Origin of the sequence: Rhodoferax sp. (assembly GCF_030653815.1) — a bacterium.
Taxonomy (GTDB): Bacteria; Pseudomonadota; Gammaproteobacteria; order Burkholderiales; family Burkholderiaceae_C; genus Rhodoferax.
In genome coordinates this window covers 1-17361 of record NZ_JAURYQ010000024.1, presented here as the reverse complement: position 1 = coordinate 17361, position 17361 = coordinate 1, and the positions used below count along the sequence as shown (strand labels likewise).

General features: G+C 61.6%; 15 protein-coding genes. 11 read left to right on the top strand and 4 right to left on the bottom strand.

Features of this window, described 5'->3' with window-relative positions; genetic code table 11:
• Positions 1-84: 84 nt before the first annotated feature.
• Positions 85-2355 carry a bifunctional (p)ppGpp synthetase/guanosine-3',5'-bis(diphosphate) 3'-pyrophosphohydrolase gene (locus tag Q7U49_RS08980; protein WP_304763884.1) on the top strand — a complete coding sequence of 757 codons (2271 nt, stop codon included), beginning with the start codon at positions 85-87 and terminating at the stop codon, positions 2353-2355.
• Here Q7U49_RS08980 and Q7U49_RS08975 read toward each other — a convergent pair.
• Positions 2352-3695 (bottom strand): sodium:proton antiporter, encoded by a 1344-nt coding sequence (locus Q7U49_RS08975; RefSeq protein ID WP_304763882.1) that lies wholly within the window; start codon positions 3693-3695, stop codon positions 2352-2354. The two genes, Q7U49_RS08980 and Q7U49_RS08975, sit on opposite strands and share 4 nt — an antisense overlap.
• A 99-nt stretch (positions 3696-3794) precedes the next feature.
• Here Q7U49_RS08975 and Q7U49_RS08970 point away from each other — a divergent pair, with 99 nt between their 5' ends.
• From Q7U49_RS08970 to Q7U49_RS08960, 3 genes are read left to right on the top strand one after another with little or no spacing between them, the layout of a single operon-like run.
• Positions 3795-4523: a TerC family protein gene (locus Q7U49_RS08970; protein WP_304763880.1), complete on the top strand. Its 729-nt coding sequence runs from the start codon at positions 3795-3797 to the stop codon at positions 4521-4523.
• 11 nt (positions 4524-4534) lie between these two features.
• A complete protein-coding gene (locus Q7U49_RS08965) occupies positions 4535-4963 on the top strand; it encodes a universal stress protein (RefSeq protein ID WP_304763879.1) in 429 nt (142 codons plus the stop codon).
• Positions 4964-5000: 37 nt separating this feature from the next.
• The gene (locus Q7U49_RS08960; protein WP_304763878.1) at positions 5001-5468 is read left to right on the top strand and encodes a hypothetical protein; all 468 of its coding nucleotides are present in this window, start codon (positions 5001-5003) and stop codon (positions 5466-5468) included.
• 1 nt (position 5469) lies between these two features.
• On the opposite strand, the gene katG is transcribed toward Q7U49_RS08960, so the two are convergent.
• Positions 5470-7653 (bottom strand): catalase/peroxidase HPI, encoded by a 2184-nt coding sequence (gene katG, locus Q7U49_RS08955; protein WP_304763876.1) that lies wholly within the window; start codon positions 7651-7653, stop codon positions 5470-5472.
• 156 nt (positions 7654-7809) lie between these two features.
• Here katG and ggt point away from each other — a divergent pair, with 156 nt between their 5' ends.
• The gene (ggt, locus tag Q7U49_RS08950) at positions 7810-9669 is read left to right on the top strand and encodes a gamma-glutamyltransferase (protein WP_304763875.1); all 1860 of its coding nucleotides are present in this window, start codon (positions 7810-7812) and stop codon (positions 9667-9669) included.
• Between the two features lie 13 nt (positions 9670-9682).
• Here the strand turns inward: ggt and glmS are convergent, their stop codons facing one another.
• Positions 9683-11545: a glutamine--fructose-6-phosphate transaminase (isomerizing) gene (gene glmS, locus Q7U49_RS08945; RefSeq protein WP_304763874.1), complete on the bottom strand. Its 1863-nt coding sequence runs from the start codon at positions 11543-11545 to the stop codon at positions 9683-9685.
• A 309-nt stretch (positions 11546-11854) separates the two neighbouring features.
• Between glmS and Q7U49_RS08940 the strand changes: the two genes are divergently transcribed.
• From Q7U49_RS08940 to Q7U49_RS08915, 6 genes are all read left to right on the top strand, one after another.
• Positions 11855-12628, top strand: coding sequence for an ABC transporter ATP-binding protein (locus Q7U49_RS08940; RefSeq protein WP_304763872.1), 774 nt, complete (start codon positions 11855-11857; stop codon positions 12626-12628).
• On the top strand, positions 12629-13333 hold the full coding sequence (locus Q7U49_RS08935) for an ABC transporter ATP-binding protein (RefSeq protein WP_304763871.1): 705 nt from the start codon (positions 12629-12631) through the stop codon (positions 13331-13333).
• A gap of 70 nt (positions 13334-13403) precedes the next feature.
• Positions 13404-14597, top strand: a complete 1194-nt coding sequence (locus tag Q7U49_RS08930; RefSeq protein ID WP_304763870.1) for an ABC transporter substrate-binding protein — start codon at positions 13404-13406, stop codon at positions 14595-14597.
• A 70-nt stretch (positions 14598-14667) separates the two neighbouring features.
• A complete protein-coding gene (locus Q7U49_RS08925; protein ID WP_304763869.1) occupies positions 14668-15552 on the top strand; it encodes a branched-chain amino acid ABC transporter permease in 885 nt (294 codons plus the stop codon).
• Positions 15553-15582: 30 nt separating this feature from the next.
• Complete coding sequence (locus Q7U49_RS08920; protein WP_304763957.1) at positions 15583-16524, top strand: branched-chain amino acid ABC transporter permease; 942 nt, start codon at positions 15583-15585, stop codon at positions 16522-16524.
• A 2-nt stretch (positions 16525-16526) separates the two neighbouring features.
• Positions 16527-17009 (top strand): Lrp/AsnC family transcriptional regulator, encoded by a 483-nt coding sequence (locus tag Q7U49_RS08915; protein ID WP_304763955.1) that lies wholly within the window; start codon positions 16527-16529, stop codon positions 17007-17009.
• 3 nt (positions 17010-17012) lie between these two features.
• Here the strand turns inward: Q7U49_RS08915 and Q7U49_RS08910 are convergent.
• The coding region (locus Q7U49_RS08910; protein ID WP_304763867.1) for a DapH/DapD/GlmU-related protein at positions 17013-17361 on the bottom strand (349 nt) is incomplete at its 5' end.

Below are 17361 nucleotides of genomic sequence, written 5' to 3'. Positions count from 1 at the left end.
TCCGGTCCTGTCGAAAAAGCACCGCTCGCGGTGCTTTTTTGTTGGTGCTGCTCAAATCTGCATCAGGCGCGCTATATTCATGGCATGCGCGCCGCCATCAACAAGACCCCGTCAGATGCCACCCCAGGGGCTGGCGCGCCCACGCCCTTGAGTTCTGCCGGATCGAACGCAGCGGCGGCCAGTTTTGCCGGCCTGACCAGTAAACTCGATTACCTCAGTGCCAGCGATCTGGAAAGTGTCCGGCTCGCTTACCGGTTTTCCGACGAAGCCCATCTGGGCCAGCTGCGCAACAGCGGCGAACCGTACATCACCCATCCGATCGCCGTGGCGGCCCAATGTGCTGAATGGAAGCTGGATGCCCAGGCCTTGATGGCCGCCCTGTTGCACGATGCACTGGAGGACTGCGACGTCACCAAGCCGGATTTGATCGAGCGTTTTGGCTCGCCTGTGGCCGAATTGGTGGACGGCCTGACCAAGCTCGAAAAGCTGCAATTCAACACGCGTGAGGAAAACCAGGCCGAATCGTTCCGCAAGATGCTGCTGGCCATGGCGCGTGACGTGCGCGTGATCCTGATCAAGCTGGCCGACCGCACCCACAACATGCGCACGCTGGCCGACGCGCCGCGCGCCAAGTGGGGGCGCATTGCGTCGGAAACCCTTGAGGTCTACGCCCCCATTGCCCACCGGCTGGGGCTCAACCAGACCTACCGGGAGTTGCAGGACTTGGCGTTCCGGTTTTTGCGGCCCTGGCGCTACGCCATTTTGAGCAAGGCGGTGGCCAAGGCCCGCGGGCGCCGTCGCGACCTGATCCAGAAAGTGCAAGCCGACCTCGAAGCCCTGTTTGTCCGCCATGGCATGACGGTGCGCATCTCCGGCCGCGAAAAAACCCTGTATTCGATTTATCACAAGATGACGGACAAGAACCTGAGCTTTGCCCAGGTGACCGACATCTATGGGTTTCGGGTCATCGTGCCCGACCTGATTGACTGCTACACCGCGCTGGGGCTGCTGCACCAGCTCTACAAACCGGTGCCGGGCAAATTCAAGGACCACATTGCCATCAGCAAGATCAATGGCTACCAGTCGCTGCACACCACCCTGGTGGGGCCATCGGGCATCAATGTCGAGTTCCAGGTGCGCACCGAGGCCATGCACCTGGTGGCCGAAACCGGGGTGGCCGCGCATTGGCTGTACAAGGAAAGCCCTGGCGATGCCAATGCCAACCCGGACCGCCTGGGGTCCAAGTGGTTGCAGTCACTGTTGGACATCGGCGACGAAACCCACGACGCGGCCGAGTTCTGGGAGCATGTCAAGGTCGACCTGTTCCCTGATGCGGTGTATGTGTTCACGCCCAAGAGCCGCATCATGGCGATGCCGCGCGGTGCCACCGTGGTCGACTTTGCCTACGCCATTCACAGCAATGTGGGCGACCACGCGGTGGCGGCCAAGGTCAACAACGAGCAGGTGCCCTTGCGTACCGAGGTCAGAAATGGCGATGTGATCGAGGTCATCACCGACAAGGCTTGCTTCCCCAACCCGGCCTGGCTGGGCTTTGTGCGCACGGCACGGGCACGCTCCAAGATTCGCCAGCACTTGCGCACGCTGGCACAGGGCGATTCGGAAAACCTGGGTGAAAAAATGCTGGTGCAGGCGCTGCGCGCCGAAGGCATCGAACAGTTGCCCGATGAGCAGGGCCTCATGGCGGAGGTCTGGGACAAGCTGCTGCGCTTCAGCGGCAATCGCACCCGTTCTGAGTTGCTGGTGGAAATCGGCCTGGGCCGGCGCATTGCCAGCATTGTGGCCAAGCGCCTGACCAAGTTGCTGTCCGATGTTGGCGCCAAGCCCGATCCCCTGCTGCTCACGCGCGAGCGTTTTACCGCTGGCGAGTCGCTGGCCCAGGGCAGCGTGGCCATTGATGGCAGCGAAAACACCTCGGTGCGTTTTGCCAGCTGTTGCCGCCCCGTTCCGGGCGACACCATTGTGGGCTATCTGGGGCGCGGCGAAGGCCTGACCATCCACAACAGCGATTGCCCGTTGGCCGTCAAACTCAACAACAAGGACAGCGAACGTTTCATTGCGGTGGAGTGGGCCGATGAACCCGTGCGCGCTTTCGAGACCGGCATTGTGGTCACGGTCAACAACGGCAAGGGCGTGCTGGCCAAAGTGGCGGCAGCCCTGGCCGCCGCTGAGGTCGATATCACCCAGGTGACCATGGCCGACGAGTCACCGCAGGGCGCCATTGACATGCGCTTCATCATTGCCGTGCGCGACGTGCATCAGCTGGACAACGCACTGCGCAATTTGCGTCACACCCCGGTGGTGCTCAAGGCCCAACGCAGCAAAAATCACAATTAACCGGGCGGCGGCGGGCCGGCGCCTTTGCGCCATTCCGGCAAATACTGGCGATAGCGCCAAAAGCGGCCCAGCAGCGGTTTGACGCTGGTGCCATGCACAAAAATGGACAGGGTGACCACGATCAGCGTCAATTGCATCAGCTCCAGCGCCAAGCCTTCGGGCAGGCCATGCTGGATGGCATACATCAGGTAGTACAGCGAGCCAATGCCGCGCACGCCAAACCAGGCCACCAGGTTACGCAGCGTCCATGGCGTGCCAGTGCCCGTCAAGCCCGCCAGCACGCTGACGGGGCGCACGATGGCAAAGACGAAGAACGCCAACGCCACGGCACGCCAGCTCCAGGAATCAAGAAACAGCGAGCCACCGATCAGCAGCACCAGCACCATTTCCGAGAGCCGTTCCAGGTGCTCCTTGAAGACCAGCGATTGCGCACTGATGGTTTCTGTGACGGCCTGAGGTTCGGTCGCGGGCGCTGCTGTTGCGGGAGCCCGCTCGGGCTCCTGAGCCACGCTGGCCAAGCGCGCGTTAAGGTGTTTGACTTCGGTCTGTCGTAGCGCCACGGCGGCAAAAAACACCGCCAGAAAGCCCCAGGCATTCACCAGCACACTCACGCCGTACACCACCCCGATCAGCCCGAGCCCGAGAAAGTCATTCATGAGGGCGTGCGCCGGTGCCAGTTGACGCAATTTGCGGCCCGCATGCGCCAGTGCCACGCCGGCGGCAACCCCGATGGCAATGCCGGCTGCCGTGGCCCACAGCACATCGACCAGCACCCAGCGCAGGCCGGAGTCACCGAGCTCGTGCAGCCCGAGCAGCCCCAGCCCCAGCATCACGAACGGAAAAGCACTGCCGTCGTTCATGCCGGCCTCGCAGGTCAGGGTGAAACGCAGTTGGTCACGGTCTCCCGGATGACGGGTCTGCACATCGGTGGCCAGCACCGGGTCAGTGGGCGACAAGATGGCGCCCAGCAAAATGCCGGCGCCCAGAGGCAAATCCAGCAGGTAGTAGGCAAAGGCCGCGATCAGTGCGACGCTGGCCACCATCGACAGCGAAGCCAACAGGATCGGTGCCCGCCAGCGCGTCAGGCTCACCGGTACCGGCATCTTGACACCCGCAGAAAACAGCGAGACCAGCACCACCACTTCGGTCAATACCTCCAGCAGCGCCGACTCCTTGAGCGGATTGAAGTGAAAGAAATTGAACACCGTCGGCCCCACCAGCAGCCCCACGGCCAGATAGACGATGGCCGGGGTCACGGGCAGGTTTTTGAGCAGGGAGGCCGTCAGTCCCCGGGTCAGCAGCAGGGAGCCCACCAGTAAAAACCACAGGGCGTTGGTCATGAAGTCGATTTGTAAGTTGGCACGACCCACTGTACACCCTGCGCTTCAGTCGATTGTGAAAGTTGGGTACCATTCACCCTTTCTTACATTTTTTTCGCCATGCCTGACATCAGTTCCTCCCTGTTCTGGATTGCCGTGCTCCAGATCATCGCCATCGACATCATGCTCGGTGGCGACAACGCCGTGGTCATTGCCCTGGCCTGCCGCAAACTGCCACCTGAACAACGCCGCAAAGGCATTTTCTGGGGCGTGGTCGGCGCCATCGGCCTGCGCGTGGTGATGATCTTCTTCGCGCTGCAACTGCTGGCGCTGCCCTACCTCAAGATTGTTGGCGCGCTGCTGTTGCTGTGGATCGGCATCAAGCTGTTGCTGCCCGAGCATGACGACGAACATGGCAGTGGTATTGACGGCGGCACCACGCTGATGGCCGCCATCAAGACGATTGTGGTGGCCGACGCCGTGATGAGCCTGGACAACGTGATTGCCGTGGCGGGTGCCTCGCACGGCTCCATGGTGCTGGTCACCTTCGGTATTCTGGTGTCGATCCCGATCGTGGTCTGGGGCAGCAAAATCGTCCTCACCCTGATGGACCGTTTCCCCATGGTGATCACCCTGGGCGCAGCGCTGCTGGGCTGGATCGCCGGCGGCATGATGGTCACCGATCCGGCCATGCCGCCCACGGTGGCCGCAAGCATTCCCTATGCCAGCCAGGTCTTCGCCGTCACCGGTGCCCTGCTGGTGGTTCTGGTGGGTAAATGGCTGGGCAGCCGGCGCACGCCGCCCAAGGCGGTGGAACTGTCCGCCGAGTCCGTCAACGCGAAACACTGAGGAGCACTGCAATGAACACATCCTGGCTGATTGCCATTGACGGCTCCGAGCCGTCGCTCAAAGTCATTGACTACGTGATCACCGAAGCTGCCAATCGGTTGACACGGCCGCAACTGCTGCTGGTCAATGTGCAGCCGCCGCTGTCCAATGACATCACCCGCTTCATCGAGGAAAAAGTGGTGAATGATTTCCACCGCGAAACGGGCGATGCAGCGCTGGCGCAAGCCCGGCAAAAGCTCGAGTCTGCCGGACTGGCCTACTCGGCTCACATCATGCTGGGCGAGGCTGCGCCAACCCTGGTCGAATTCGCCGCGGACAAAGGCTGCAGCCTGATTGTCATGGGTGCCCGTGGCTTGGGCAGTGTCGCTGGCCTGCTCTTGGGCTCGGTCGCCACCAAGGTGGTGAAGCTGTCCACGGTGCCGGTGCTGCTGGTGAAGTGAGTCTGGCGGCCTCGGCCTGTTGCTGAACGGGAAGATCATGAAACCCCTGCTTTTCTCCTGGGTCAAAGAACGGGCCTGCCTCGCCGTGTTGGTCCTGACGATCGCTGGCTGTGCCACCCGACCCGCTGACGTGCCTCGCCCCGCGGCGACGCCAGCACCCAAGCTGGAAAAACACCAGCTTGAATTGGGGGGGGGTGTCAGTGTGAGTTATCAGATCGAGCGGAAAATTTCCACCATCAATGGCGTGAGCTGCTTTGCCTTTGTTTCTGGCACGCTCAACAACGACTCACACCAGATTTTGGGCCGCCGCACTGTCATCGATTTCAATTTTTTCAGTGACGGCAAGCAGTCCTTCCGTGACCTGACTTCGCCGGTCGCCGACATTCCGCAGGGCAGCCGCGCCATGTTTGAGATGGTGGTTTCACCGGTGCACAAGGACGGCTGTGTCAGTTATGACCGAATTGATGTTTCACTGAGAAAAGTTGTTCTGAACCGGATCGACTGAATCAGGCCAGATCGAAGCGGTCAGCGTTCATCACCTTGACCCAGGCCGCGATGAAGTCCTGCACAAATTTGGCCTGGTTGTCGTCCTGGGCATACACCTCGGCGTAGGCGCGCAGCACCGAATTCGAACCAAAAACCAGGTCAACCCGGGAGGCCGTCCACTTGACCGCGCCGCCCTTGCGCTCGCAGATGTTGTACAGGTTGCGCCCAGCGGGTTGCCAGGAGTAAGCCATGTCGGTCAGGTTGACGAAGAAGTCGTTGCTCAAGGTACCCACCCGCTCGGTCAGCACACCATGCTGGCTGCCGCCATGGTTGGTGCCGAGCACGCGCAGGCCGCCCACCAGTGCGGTCATCTCGTGGGCGGTCAAGCCCAGCAACTGGGTGCGGTCGAGCAACAACTCTTCGGCATTGACGACAAAGTCTTTTTTGAGCCAGTTGCGGAAACCGTCAGCCAAAGGCTCCAGCACCGCGAACGACTCCGCATCGGTCATGTCCGGCGTGGCATCGCCCCGGCCCGGCGCAAAGGGCACGGTCACGTCAAAGCCGGCCGCCTTGGCTGCCTGCTCGACGCCGACGTTACCCGCCAGCACGATGACATCGGCCACGCTGGCCCCGGTTTGCGCCGCAATGCCTTCCAGCACGGCCAGCACCCGCGCCAGGCGGGCGGGTTCATTGCCGGCCCAGTCCTTTTGCGGCGCCAGGCGGATGCGCGCGCCGTTGGCGCCACCGCGCTTGTCCGAACCGCGGAAGGTGCGGGCGCTGTCCCAGGCGGTGGCCACCAGGTCACCCACGCTCAGGCCGCTGGCGGTAATGCTGGCTTTGACCGCCGCCAAGTCGTAATCGGTGCGGCCAACGGGCACCGGGTCTTGCCAGATCAGACTTTCCTGTGGCACGTCCGGGCCGAGGTAGCGGACCTTGGGGCCCATGTCGCGGTGCGTCAGCTTGAACCAGGCACGCGCGAACATGTCTGAAAAGTACGCCGGGTCCTGCTGGAAACGTTCCGAAATCTTGCGGTAGGCTGGGTCCATCTTCATGGCCATGTCGGCATCGGTCATGATCGGGTTGCAGCGGATCGACGGGTCTTCGACGTCCACTGGCCGGTCTTCGTCCTTGATGTTGACCGGCTCGTACTGCCAGGCACCGGCCGGGCTCTTTTTGAGCGCCCAGTCGTGGTTCAGCAGCATGTCGAAGTAGCCACCTTTGCCCACATTCCACTGGGTCGGGTGCGTGGTCCAGGCGCCCTCGATGCCGCTGGTCACGGTGTCGCGGCCCACGCCACGGCTGCTGTGGTTGATCCAGCCCAGGCCTTGCTCCTGGAGCTCAGCGCCCTCGGGAGCCGGGCCCAGCTTGGCCGCGCTGCCATTGCCGTGGGTCTTGCCCACGGTGTGGCCACCGGCGGTCAGGGCCACGGTTTCCTCGTCGTTCATGGCCATGCGCTCGAAGGTGACACGAATGTCCTGGGCGGTCTTGAGCGGGTCGGGTTGGCCGTCCACGCCTTCCGGGTTGACGTAAATCAGGCCCATCATCACGGCCGCCAGCGGGTTGTCCAGGTCGCGTTCACCCGAGTAACGGCTGTTGGCGCCACCGCTGGGTGCCAGCCATTCTTTTTCAGCGCCCCAGTAGATGTCTTTTTCGGGGTGCCAGATGTCTTCGCGGCCAAAGGCAAAACCAAAGGTTTTCAGGCCCATCGACTCATAGGCCATGTTGCCAGCCAGGATGATGAGGTCGGCCCAACTGAGCTTGTTGCCGTATTTTTTCTTGATCGGCCACAACAGGCGGCGCGCCTTGTCGAGGTTGGCGTTGTCGGGCCAGGAGTTGAGCGGCGCAAAGCGCTGGTTGCCCTTGCCGCCACCGCCGCGGCCATCGGCAATGCGGTAGGTGCCGGCCGAATGCCAGGCCAGGCGGATCATCAGGCCGCCGTAGTGGCCCCAGTCGGCCGGCCACCAGTCCTGGCTGTCGGTCATCAAAGCCTTGAGGTCTTTTTTGAGCGCATCGACGTCGAGCTGCTTGACCTCGTCGCGGTAGTTGAAGTCCGCGCCCATCGGGTTGGTCTTGCTGTCGTGCTGGTGCAGGATGTCCAGGCTCAAGGCCTTGGGCCACCAGTCACTCTTGGTCATGCTGGCCGAGGTGGCGCCGCCGTGCATGACGGGGCATTTGCCTGCTGAACTCGGGTTGTTGTTTTCCATTTCGCGCTCCTTGCGTTGCGTTGTTGAGCAAACCACTATAGTCCTGAATGCACCTTGCCGGGATAACCGGACACGACATTACCGGATATGACGTAAGGAAGCAAAAGTTGCCTTTGCGGGCGTCCAACTGTTGGTACGACTTTTTGGAATCCATTTATGACATCGTGTTTTCCCCTGCGCCGAGTGGCCGTGGTCACGCTGGCCGTATTGAGTCTGAGCACCAGCCTGGGTGCCAGCGAGCAGCCCTTGTTGCGCGCCGAACCCATCGAGCAGTTCATGCCGCCCGAGCCACCCTCCGGCTACACCGCCAAGCTGATCGCCTATGCCCATCATGACATGGTGGCGGCTGCCAATCCGTTGGCGGTGCAGGTGGGCGTGGACACATTGGCGCGCGGTGGCAGCGCGGTGGATGCGGCCATTGCGGTGCAGATGATGCTCAACCTGGTTGAGCCGCAGTCGTCCGGCGTTGGCGGCGGGGCCTTTATGCTGCACTTTGACAAGTCAGCCGACAGGCTACTGGCCTATGACGGGCGCGAAACAGCACCGGCGGCGGCTTCGGCCAAGCTGTTTCAGGATGCCAGTGGCAAGCCACTGGGCTTTCTTGCGGCAGTCGATGGCGGCTTGTCGGTCGGCACGCCCGGTCTGTTGCGCATGTTGGAGGCCGCACACCAGGCGCATGGCAAGTTGCCATGGGCGGATTTGTTTGGGCCGGCGATTCAACTGGCTGAAGACGGCTTTGCCATCAGCGAGCGCATGCATGTGTCCGTTGTCGCCAGCGCCGCGCGCATCAAGGCGCAAGGCGAGCCCGCCGCCAGCCACTTCCTGAATGCCGACGGCAGCGCCAAGGCCACCGGTACCTTGCTGAAAAACCCCGAGCTGGCCGCCACCTTGCGCAGCATTGCCAGCGGCGGTGCCAACGCCTTCTACACCGGTTCATTGGCACAGGACATGGTCAACAAGGTTCGCAGCCACCCGACCAACCCGGGGCGTCTGACCCTGGCTGACCTCAACGGCTACACCAGCAAGGTGCGCACGCCGGTGTGCGCGGTGTACCGCAGCCGCTACAAGGTCTGCGGCATGCCGCCACCGAGTTCGGGCGGCATCACCACCTTGCAAACGCTGGGTATGCTGCAAAACTTTGATCTGGCCGGCTTCAAGGCCAACACCGCTGATTCGGTGCACGTGATTTCCGAAGCCTACCGACTGGCCTACGCTGACCGCGCCAGGTACATTGCCGACCCGGACTTTGTCACGCTGCCGCAGGCCGGCATGCTGGACCCGGCCTACCTGAACCAGCGCGCCAGCTTGATCGACATGAAAAAGTCCATGGGTACCCCTACCGCCGGTGAGCCCGCGGGAGTCTTCCATCCGGCCGGCACCGACAGCTCGGCCAACCTGCCGTCCACCAGCCACCTGTCGATCGTGGACCGCCATGGCAATGCCGTGGCCATGACCACCACCATTGAGAATGGCTTTGGCAGCCTGCAAATGGTGCGGGGCTTCTTGCTGAACAACCAGTTGACCGATTTCTCGTTCACTGACAAAGACACTGATGGCAGTTGGGTGGCCAACCGGGTCGAGCCGCTCAAGCGCCCGCGCAGCTCGATGGCGCCCACCATGGTGTTCAACGCCGCCTCGGGAGACCTGGAGGCGGTCATCGGGTCACCCGGTGGCAGCGCCATCATCCAGTACACCACCAAGACCGTGATCGGTATGATTGACTGGAAGCTCAACGTGCAGCAGGCCATCAACCTGCCCAACTTTGGCGCCCAGACCAACGCCACGACCTCGCTCGAAAAAGGTTCGTTGATCGACACGCCGGCCATTCGCGACGAGCTGAAGGCGCGTGGCCACACGGTGGTGCAAACCACCAGCTTTTCCAGCGGCTTGCACGGTGTGGTCTTCAACGGCTTCCGCGCCGATGGCCAGCCCGGTCTGCTGTCACGCCATCCGGCAGCCGGCAACTACGCGGGGGGTGCCGACCCGCGCCGCGAAGGCAGCGCCAGGGGTAACTGAGGCTCTGTCGGGGTCACTCGACGGTGACGCTCTTCGCAAGGTTCCTGGGCTTGTCCACATCGGTCCCGCGCGCGCACGCCGTGTGGTAGGCCAACAACTGCAGCGGCACCACATGCAGCAGGGGTGAAAGTTCGCCGTAGTGCTCGGGCATGCGGATCACATGCAGGCCCTCGCCACTGGCAATGTGCGAGTCGGCGTCGGCCAGCACATAGAGCACACCGCCGCGGGCGCGCACCTCGTGCATGTTGCTCTTGAGCTTTTCCAGCAGCGCGTCGTTGGGCGCCACGGTCACCACCGGCATGGCGCTGGTGACCAGCGCCAGCGGGCCGTGTTTGAGCTCGCCTGCGGGATAGGCCTCGGCGTGGATGTAGCTGATTTCCTTGAGTTTCAAGGCGCCTTCCAGCGCGATCGGGTAATGCAGGCCGCGGCCCAGGAACAGTGCGTTTTCCTTGGCGGCAAAGTCCTGTGCCCAGGCAATGACTTGCGGCTCCAGCGCCAGCACCGACTGCAAGGCGGCGGGCAAATGCCGCATGGCCTTGATGTGGCGCGCTTCTTCTGCGTCGCTGAGCAAACCGCGCGACTGCGCCAAGGCCAGCGTCAGCAAAAACAAGCCAGCCAGTTGGGCGGTGAAGGCTTTGGTGGAGGCCACGCCAATTTCCACGCCAGCGCGGGTGATGTAGGCCAGTTCACATTCGCGCACCATGGCGCTGGTGGCCACGTTGCAAATGGTCAGGGTGTGTGTCATGCCCAGACTTTGCGCGTGGCGCAGCGCGGCCAGGGTGTCGGCGGTTTCGCCCGACTGGGTGATGGTGACGATGAGGGTGCGTGGGTTGGGCACCGAGTCGCGGTAACGGTATTCGCTGGCCACTTCGACCTGCGTCGGGATCTTGGCGATGCTCTCCAGCCAGTACTTGGCGGTGCAGCCGCTGTAGTAGCTGGTGCCGCAGGCCAGAATCAGCACCGCGTCGATGTCCTTGAAGACGCGTGCCGCGCTGGCGCTGGCGCCATCGAACAGTTCGGGCACGATGCCGTCCACGCCTTCCAGCGTGTCGGCAATGGCGCGCGGCTGCTCGAAAATTTCCTTTTGCATGTAGTGGCGGTAGGGGCCCAGTTCGGCCGCGCCGCTGTGCGCATGCACCGTTTTGACCGGGCGCTGGGCCGGGCTCAGGGGCTTGAAGGCCTTGTCGACCAGCCAGTACTTGCCCAGCTGGATGTCGGCCACATCGCCTTCTTCCAGGTAAACAATCTGGTCTGTCACGCCGGCCAGGGCCATGGCGTCGCTGGCCAGGTAATGCGCGTCGGTGCCGACGCCCAAAATCAGCGGCGAGCCGGCGCGGGCGCCAATCAGGCGGTGCGGTTCGTCTTTGCAGAACACCGCAATGGCGTAGGCGCCTTGCAGCGATGCCAGTGAGGCCTTGACGGCTTCAAACAGGTCGCCGTCGTACAGGCTGTCGACCAGATGGGCAATGACCTCGGTGTCGGTCTGGCTCAGAAACACGTAGCCCTTGGCTTGCAGGGCGGCGCGCAATTCGTCGTGGTTTTCAATGATGCCGTTGTGCACCAGGGCAATACGCCCGGGGCGGCTGGCGGCGTCCAGGCCGGGCCCGTGGCTGAAGTGCGGATGCGCGTTGTGCACGGCCGGTGCGCCATGGGTGGCCCAGCGGGTGTGGGCGATGCCGGTGGTGCCCTGCAACCCGGTGGTGTTGATTTGTTCCATCAGCTCCGAGACGCGGGCGGTGCTGCGGGCGCGCGTCAAGCCCTTGGCATACACCGCCACGCCGCAGGAGTCGTAACCCCGGTATTCAAGCCGGGCCAGGCCTTGCACCAGGATGGGGACGATGTTGTGATGGGATACCGCGCCGACAATGCCACACATAGACTGCTCCAAAAATGAGTGGACTGATGGTACGCGTGTTGATGGGAAATAATTGGTCATTTATATTTCTTTAATGCAACGTTATTTCGTTTTGTATAAAAATATAAAAAAGATTTCAAAATTTAAATGTTTTTGAAATAATTAAATTAATTGATAGGCTTTGTCACGGGTGTGTCCTGGGTTGACGCAGGGCGGTAAAACTACCTAAGTGATTACCCGGTAACCAGTTGCTCTACAACTCGTTAGCATGCAATTTCGTGTTGACGGACCCCGTTCCGATCGACTTCAACCAGTTAGATGGAGCGCAATTTGTCAGTGGATTTCATTCTTGAGACCCGTGGTTTGACCAAAGAATTCAAGGGATTTGTCGCCGTCAACCGGGTGGACCTGAAGGTTCGCCGTGGCCAAATCCATGCGCTGATTGGTCCCAATGGCGCCGGCAAGACCACGTTCTTTAATTTGCTGACCAAGTTTTTACAGCCCACCGCAGGCAGTATCCTGTTCAATGACACCGACATCACGCTGGAAAAACCGGCGCAAACCGCGCGTCGCGGCATTGTGCGATCGTTCCAGATCTCCGCCGTCTTCCCGCACATGACAGTACTGGAAAACGTGCGCGCCGCGCTGCAGCGCAATCTGGGCACGTCGTTTCATTTCTGGAAACCAGAGAGCACGTTGTTGCCGCTGCACGAACGTGCCCGCCAATTGCTGGCCGAGGTCGACCTGCAGGACTTTGCCAATGAGATGACCGTCAATTTGCCTTATGGGCGCAAGCGTGCGCTCGAGTTGGCCACGACACTGGCACTGGAGCCGGCGCTGATGCTGCTGGACGAGCCCACGCAGGGCATGGGCCACGAAGATGTGGACCGGGTCACGCAGCTGATCAAAAAAGTGTCTGCCGGGCGCACCATCCTGATGGTGGAGCACAACATGAATGTGGTGTCCAAAATTGCCGACCGCATCACGGTGCTGCAGCGCGGTGCCATCATTGCCGACGGCCCTTACGCCGAGGTGTCCAAAAATCCGCTGGTGATCGAAGCCTACATGGGTTCGGTCAACACTGAACTTCAGGGTGCCCACTGAATGAGCACTGAATTTTTACGCATTGAGAATCTGCAAGCCTGGTACGGCGAGTCCCACATCCTGCATGGTGTCAACCTGACCGTCAACCAAGGTGAAGTGGTGACGCTGCTGGGGCGTAATGGCGCTGGCCGCACCACCACCCTGCGCGCTATCGTGGGTTTGACCGGCAGCCGTAAAGGTTCCATCAAGATCAAGGGCGTCGAGACCATTCGCATGGCGCCGCACAAGGTGGCCCACCAGGGTATTGGCTACTGCCCGGAAGAGCGCGGCATCTTTGCCAGCCTGACCGCCGAAGAAAACCTGATGCTGCCGCCTACCCTGGCGCCGGGCGGCATGACCGTGGCAGAGATTTATGCCATGTTCCCCAATCTGGAGGAACGCGCCAACAGCCCCGGTACCCGCCTGTCGGGTGGCGAGCAGCAAATGCTGGCCGTGGCGCGTATTTTGCGCACTGGCGCGCGCTTGCTGTTGCTCGATGAAATCTCGGAAGGGTTGGCGCCGGTCATTGTGCAAAAACTCGCAGAGATGATTCTGGCGCTCAAAGCCAAGGGCTACACCATTGTGTTGGTCGAGCAGAATTTTCGTTTTGCCGCGCCGCTGGCTGACCGTTTCTACGTCATGGAGCATGGCAGTATTGTGAAAGACTTTGCCCAATCCGAACTGAGCCAAAACATGGGTATGTTGCAAGAGTACCTGGGCGTTTGACGCCGCGTTTGCCAGCCCTTCACCCCTTTTTTCCGCCCTGCAACAACAACTCAACCCCTCAGGAGACACCATGAAACTCAAGACACTCGTTACCGCCCTGGCCGTCGGCTTTGCCGCTGCTGCCTCCGCCCAGAACACCGGCCCGGTCAAGATCGGCTTCATCACCGACATGTCCAGCGTCTATGCTGACCTGGACGGTCCTGCTGGCGGCGAAATGGTCAAGTGGGCGGCCCAGGATTTCGGTGGCAAGGTCTTGAACCGTCCGATTGAAGTGCTGACCGCCGACCACCAGAACAAGGCCGATGTGGCCAGCTCCAAGGCCCGCGAGTGGATCGACAAGGATGGCCTGTCGATGCTGATTGGCGGCACCAATTCGGGCACCTCCCTGGCCATGGCCAAGCTGGCAGAGGAAAAGAAGCGCCCCTTCTTTTCAATTGGCGCCGGCTCGGCTCGCCTGACCAACGAAGCCTGCTCGCCCTACACCGTGCATTACGCCTACGACACCGTGGCGCTGGCCAAGGTGGGCGCCTCCGCCCTGGTCAAGGCCGGCGGCAAGAGCTGGTTCTTTCTGACGGCCGACTACGCCTTTGGCCACTCGCTGGAAGGCGACGCCTCCACCATCGTGAAGGCCAACGGTGGCACGGTGGCAGGTGCGGTGCGCCATCCACTCAATGCCTCCGACTTTTCTTCGTTCCTGCTGCAGGCGCAATCGTCCAAAGCCCAGGTGCTGGGCCTGGCCAATGCCGGCGGCGACTTCTCCAACGCCATGAAGTCGGCCAAGGAGTTTGGCATCACCAAGACCATGAAGCCGATGGGCCTGCTGGTGTTCATCACCGACGTGCACAGCCTGGGTCTGGCCAACGCCGAAGGACTGCAAGTGGCCGACAGCTGGTACTGGAACCAGGACGACGCGTCGCGCAAATTCGCCAAGCGCTTCTTTGAAAAATTCAAGCGCATGCCTACCAGCGTGCAGGCTGCCGATTACTCCGCCGCCTCCAACTACCTGAAGGCCGTGCAGACTGCCGGAACCACCGACGCCGACAAGGTCATGTCGACCCTCAAGAGTATGAAGATCGATGACTTCTACAACAAGGGTCAGATTCGCGCGGACGGCCGCATGATCCACGACATGTACCTGTACCAGGTCAAGTCATCCAAAGACTCGACCACCCCTTGGGACTACTACACCATGATCGCCAAGGTTCCTGGCGACCAGGCCTTCACCACGCCGGCCGAGTCCAAGTGCGCGTTGCTTAAAAAGTAAGCGCCTGCCCAGGGTACAGCGTCTCATGTCGTCATTGACCGCCTTTCACAGCAGGAAGTAAGCAGCTTTCATGGAAATTTTCGGTATTCCCCATCAAGCTTTTCTCGGCCAATTGCTGCTGGGGCTGGTCAATGGCGCTTTTTACGCTCTGCTCAGCCTCGGGCTGGCAGTTATTTTCGGCCTCCTGGGCATTGTCAATTTTGCCCACGGTGCGCTTTACATGTTGGGCGCCTTTGCCGCCTGGATCATGTTGGACCAGTTTGGCATCAACTACTGGTGGGCGCTGCTGCTCGCACCTTTGAGCGTCGGGCTGCTGGGCGTGGTCATCGAGCGGCTGTTTCTCAAGCACCTCTACAAGCTCGATCCGCTCTACGGCCTGCTGCTGACTTTTGGCCTGGCGCTGATTGCCGAAGGCATTTTCCGTGAGTTGTATGGTGTGTCGGGTCAACCCTACAACGTGCCCGAACTGCTGTCGGGTGCCACCAACCTGGGCTTCATGGTGCTGCCGAACTACCGCGCCTGGGTGGTGCTGGTGTCGCTGGCGGTGTGCCTGGGCACCTGGTATCTGATTGAGCGCACGCGCCTGGGGGCTTACCTGCGTGCCGGCACCGAAAATGCCGCGCTGGTGCAGGCCTTTGGCATCAACGTGCCCCTGATGGTCATGCTCACCTACGGCGCCGGTGCCGCCCTGGCCGCGCTGGCCGGTGTGCTGGCCGCGCCCATCATCCAGGTCAATCCTCTGATGGGTTCCAATTTGATCATTGTGGTGTTTGCCGTGGTGGTGATCGGCGGCATGGGTTCCATCATGGGCTCGATCCTGACCGGTTTGGGGCTGGGCGTCATTGAAGGCCTGACACGTGTGTTCTACCCTGAAGCCTCCAGCATTGTGGTGTTTGTCATCATGGTCATCGTGCTGATGATTCGCCCGGCTGGCCTGTTTGGCAAGGAGGCCTAAGTCATGAACCCGATAACCGACAACAAGCGCATGAACCGGGCAGCCAGGCTCCTTCAGCTCACTTACTTTTTATTGCTGATGCTGGCACTGCTGGCGCCCATGCTCGGGCTGTACCCGGTTTTTGTCATGAAGCTGCTGTGCTTTGCCATTTTTGCCTGTGCCTTCAACCTGCTGCTGGGTTTTACCGGCTTGCTGTCGTTTGGCCATGCGGCGTTTTTTGGCTCGGCAGCGTACATCACCGGTTACCTGATCAAGTCGCAGAACTTCACACCCGAACTCGGCATCCTTGCCGGCATGATCGGTTCTGGCCTGATCGGCCTGGTGGTGGGTTTGGTGGCCATCCGCCGCCAGGGTATCTATTTCGCCATGATCACCATGGCCATTGCGCAGATGGTGTACTTTGTCTGCCTGCAAGCGCCGTTTACCGGGGGTGAGGATGGCCTGCAGGGGGTGCCGCGCGGCGCGCTGTTTGGCGTGTTTTCGCTGCAGTCGGACACCGCCATGTATTACCTGGTGGTGGCCGTCTTTGTGGCGATCTTTCTGGCGGTCTCGCGCATCGTTCATTCGCCTTTTGGGCAGGTGCTCAAGATGATCCGGGAAAACGAGCCGCGTGCCATCTCGCTGGGCTACCAGGTGGACCGCTACAAGCTGCTGGCCTTTGTGCTGTCTGCTGCGCTGGCGGGGCTGGCGGGCTCGCTGAAGACCCTGATCATGGGTTTCGCCACCTTGTCCGATGTGCACTGGACCATGTCCGGTGAAGTGATCCTGATGACGCTGCTGGGCGGCGTCGGCACTTTCTTTGGCCCGGTGATGGGTGCTGGCATTGTGATTTCCCTGCAGAACACGCTGGCCGACAAGGTGGGCTCCTGGGTCAACGTGATCATTGGCGTGATCTTTGTGCTGTGCGTGCTGGCTTTCCGCAAAGGGGTGATTGGTGAGCTGCAGGCCTGGCTGGAGCGCCGCCGCGCGTGAACCTGCCGCTAGCTGAACTCGACGCCATCGACCTGCAGCTGCTGGAAAGCCTGCAGCTTGACTCGTCGCTGAGCAACCAGGCCTTGGCCGAGCGGGTGCATGTGTCGCCACCCACCTGCCTGCGCCGCGTCAAGCGTCTGCGCGATGCGGGTTTGATCGAGCGTGAAATTGCCGTGCTCAGTGTCGATGCCCTGGCGCCCATCATCGGTCACGGCCTGTGTGCCGTGGTCGAGATCACGCTGGACCGACAGGACCAGGCCGCGCTGGAGGCGTTCGAGTTCAAAGTGGCGCAGGACGACGCGGTGCAGCAGTGTTACCGCGTGTCGCCGGGCCCTGACTTTTGCCTGGTAGTGCACGCGCGTGACATGCCCGACTATCTGGCGCTGACCCAGCGTCTGTTCACGTTCGATGCCAACGTGCGCAACGTCAAGACCTTCTTCAGCATCAAACGCAGCAAGTTCGGCGCGCGTGTGCCGTTGCCGTAGCGTTTACTTGCTCGGCCGCTTCCAGTTCGGGATGCTGATCTGGCGCCCGCGCGCCACGGTCAGGGCCAGCGGCGCGGTGTTTTTGGTCAGCGTCGAGCCGCCCCCCACGGTGCCACCGGCGCCAATGGTCACGGGCGCAATCAGCACGCAGTTGCTGCCAATGTGGACGTCGGCTTCGATGATGGTGCGGTGTTTGAAAGCACCGTCGTAGTTGGCGGTGATGGAGCCGGCACCATAGTTGACGCGTTCGCCCAGCGTGGCGTCGCCCAGGTAGGCCAGGTGGTTGGCCTTGGCGTCCTTGGCCAGGGTGGAGTTCTTGACTTCGACAAAATTGCCGATGTGCACCTCGGCC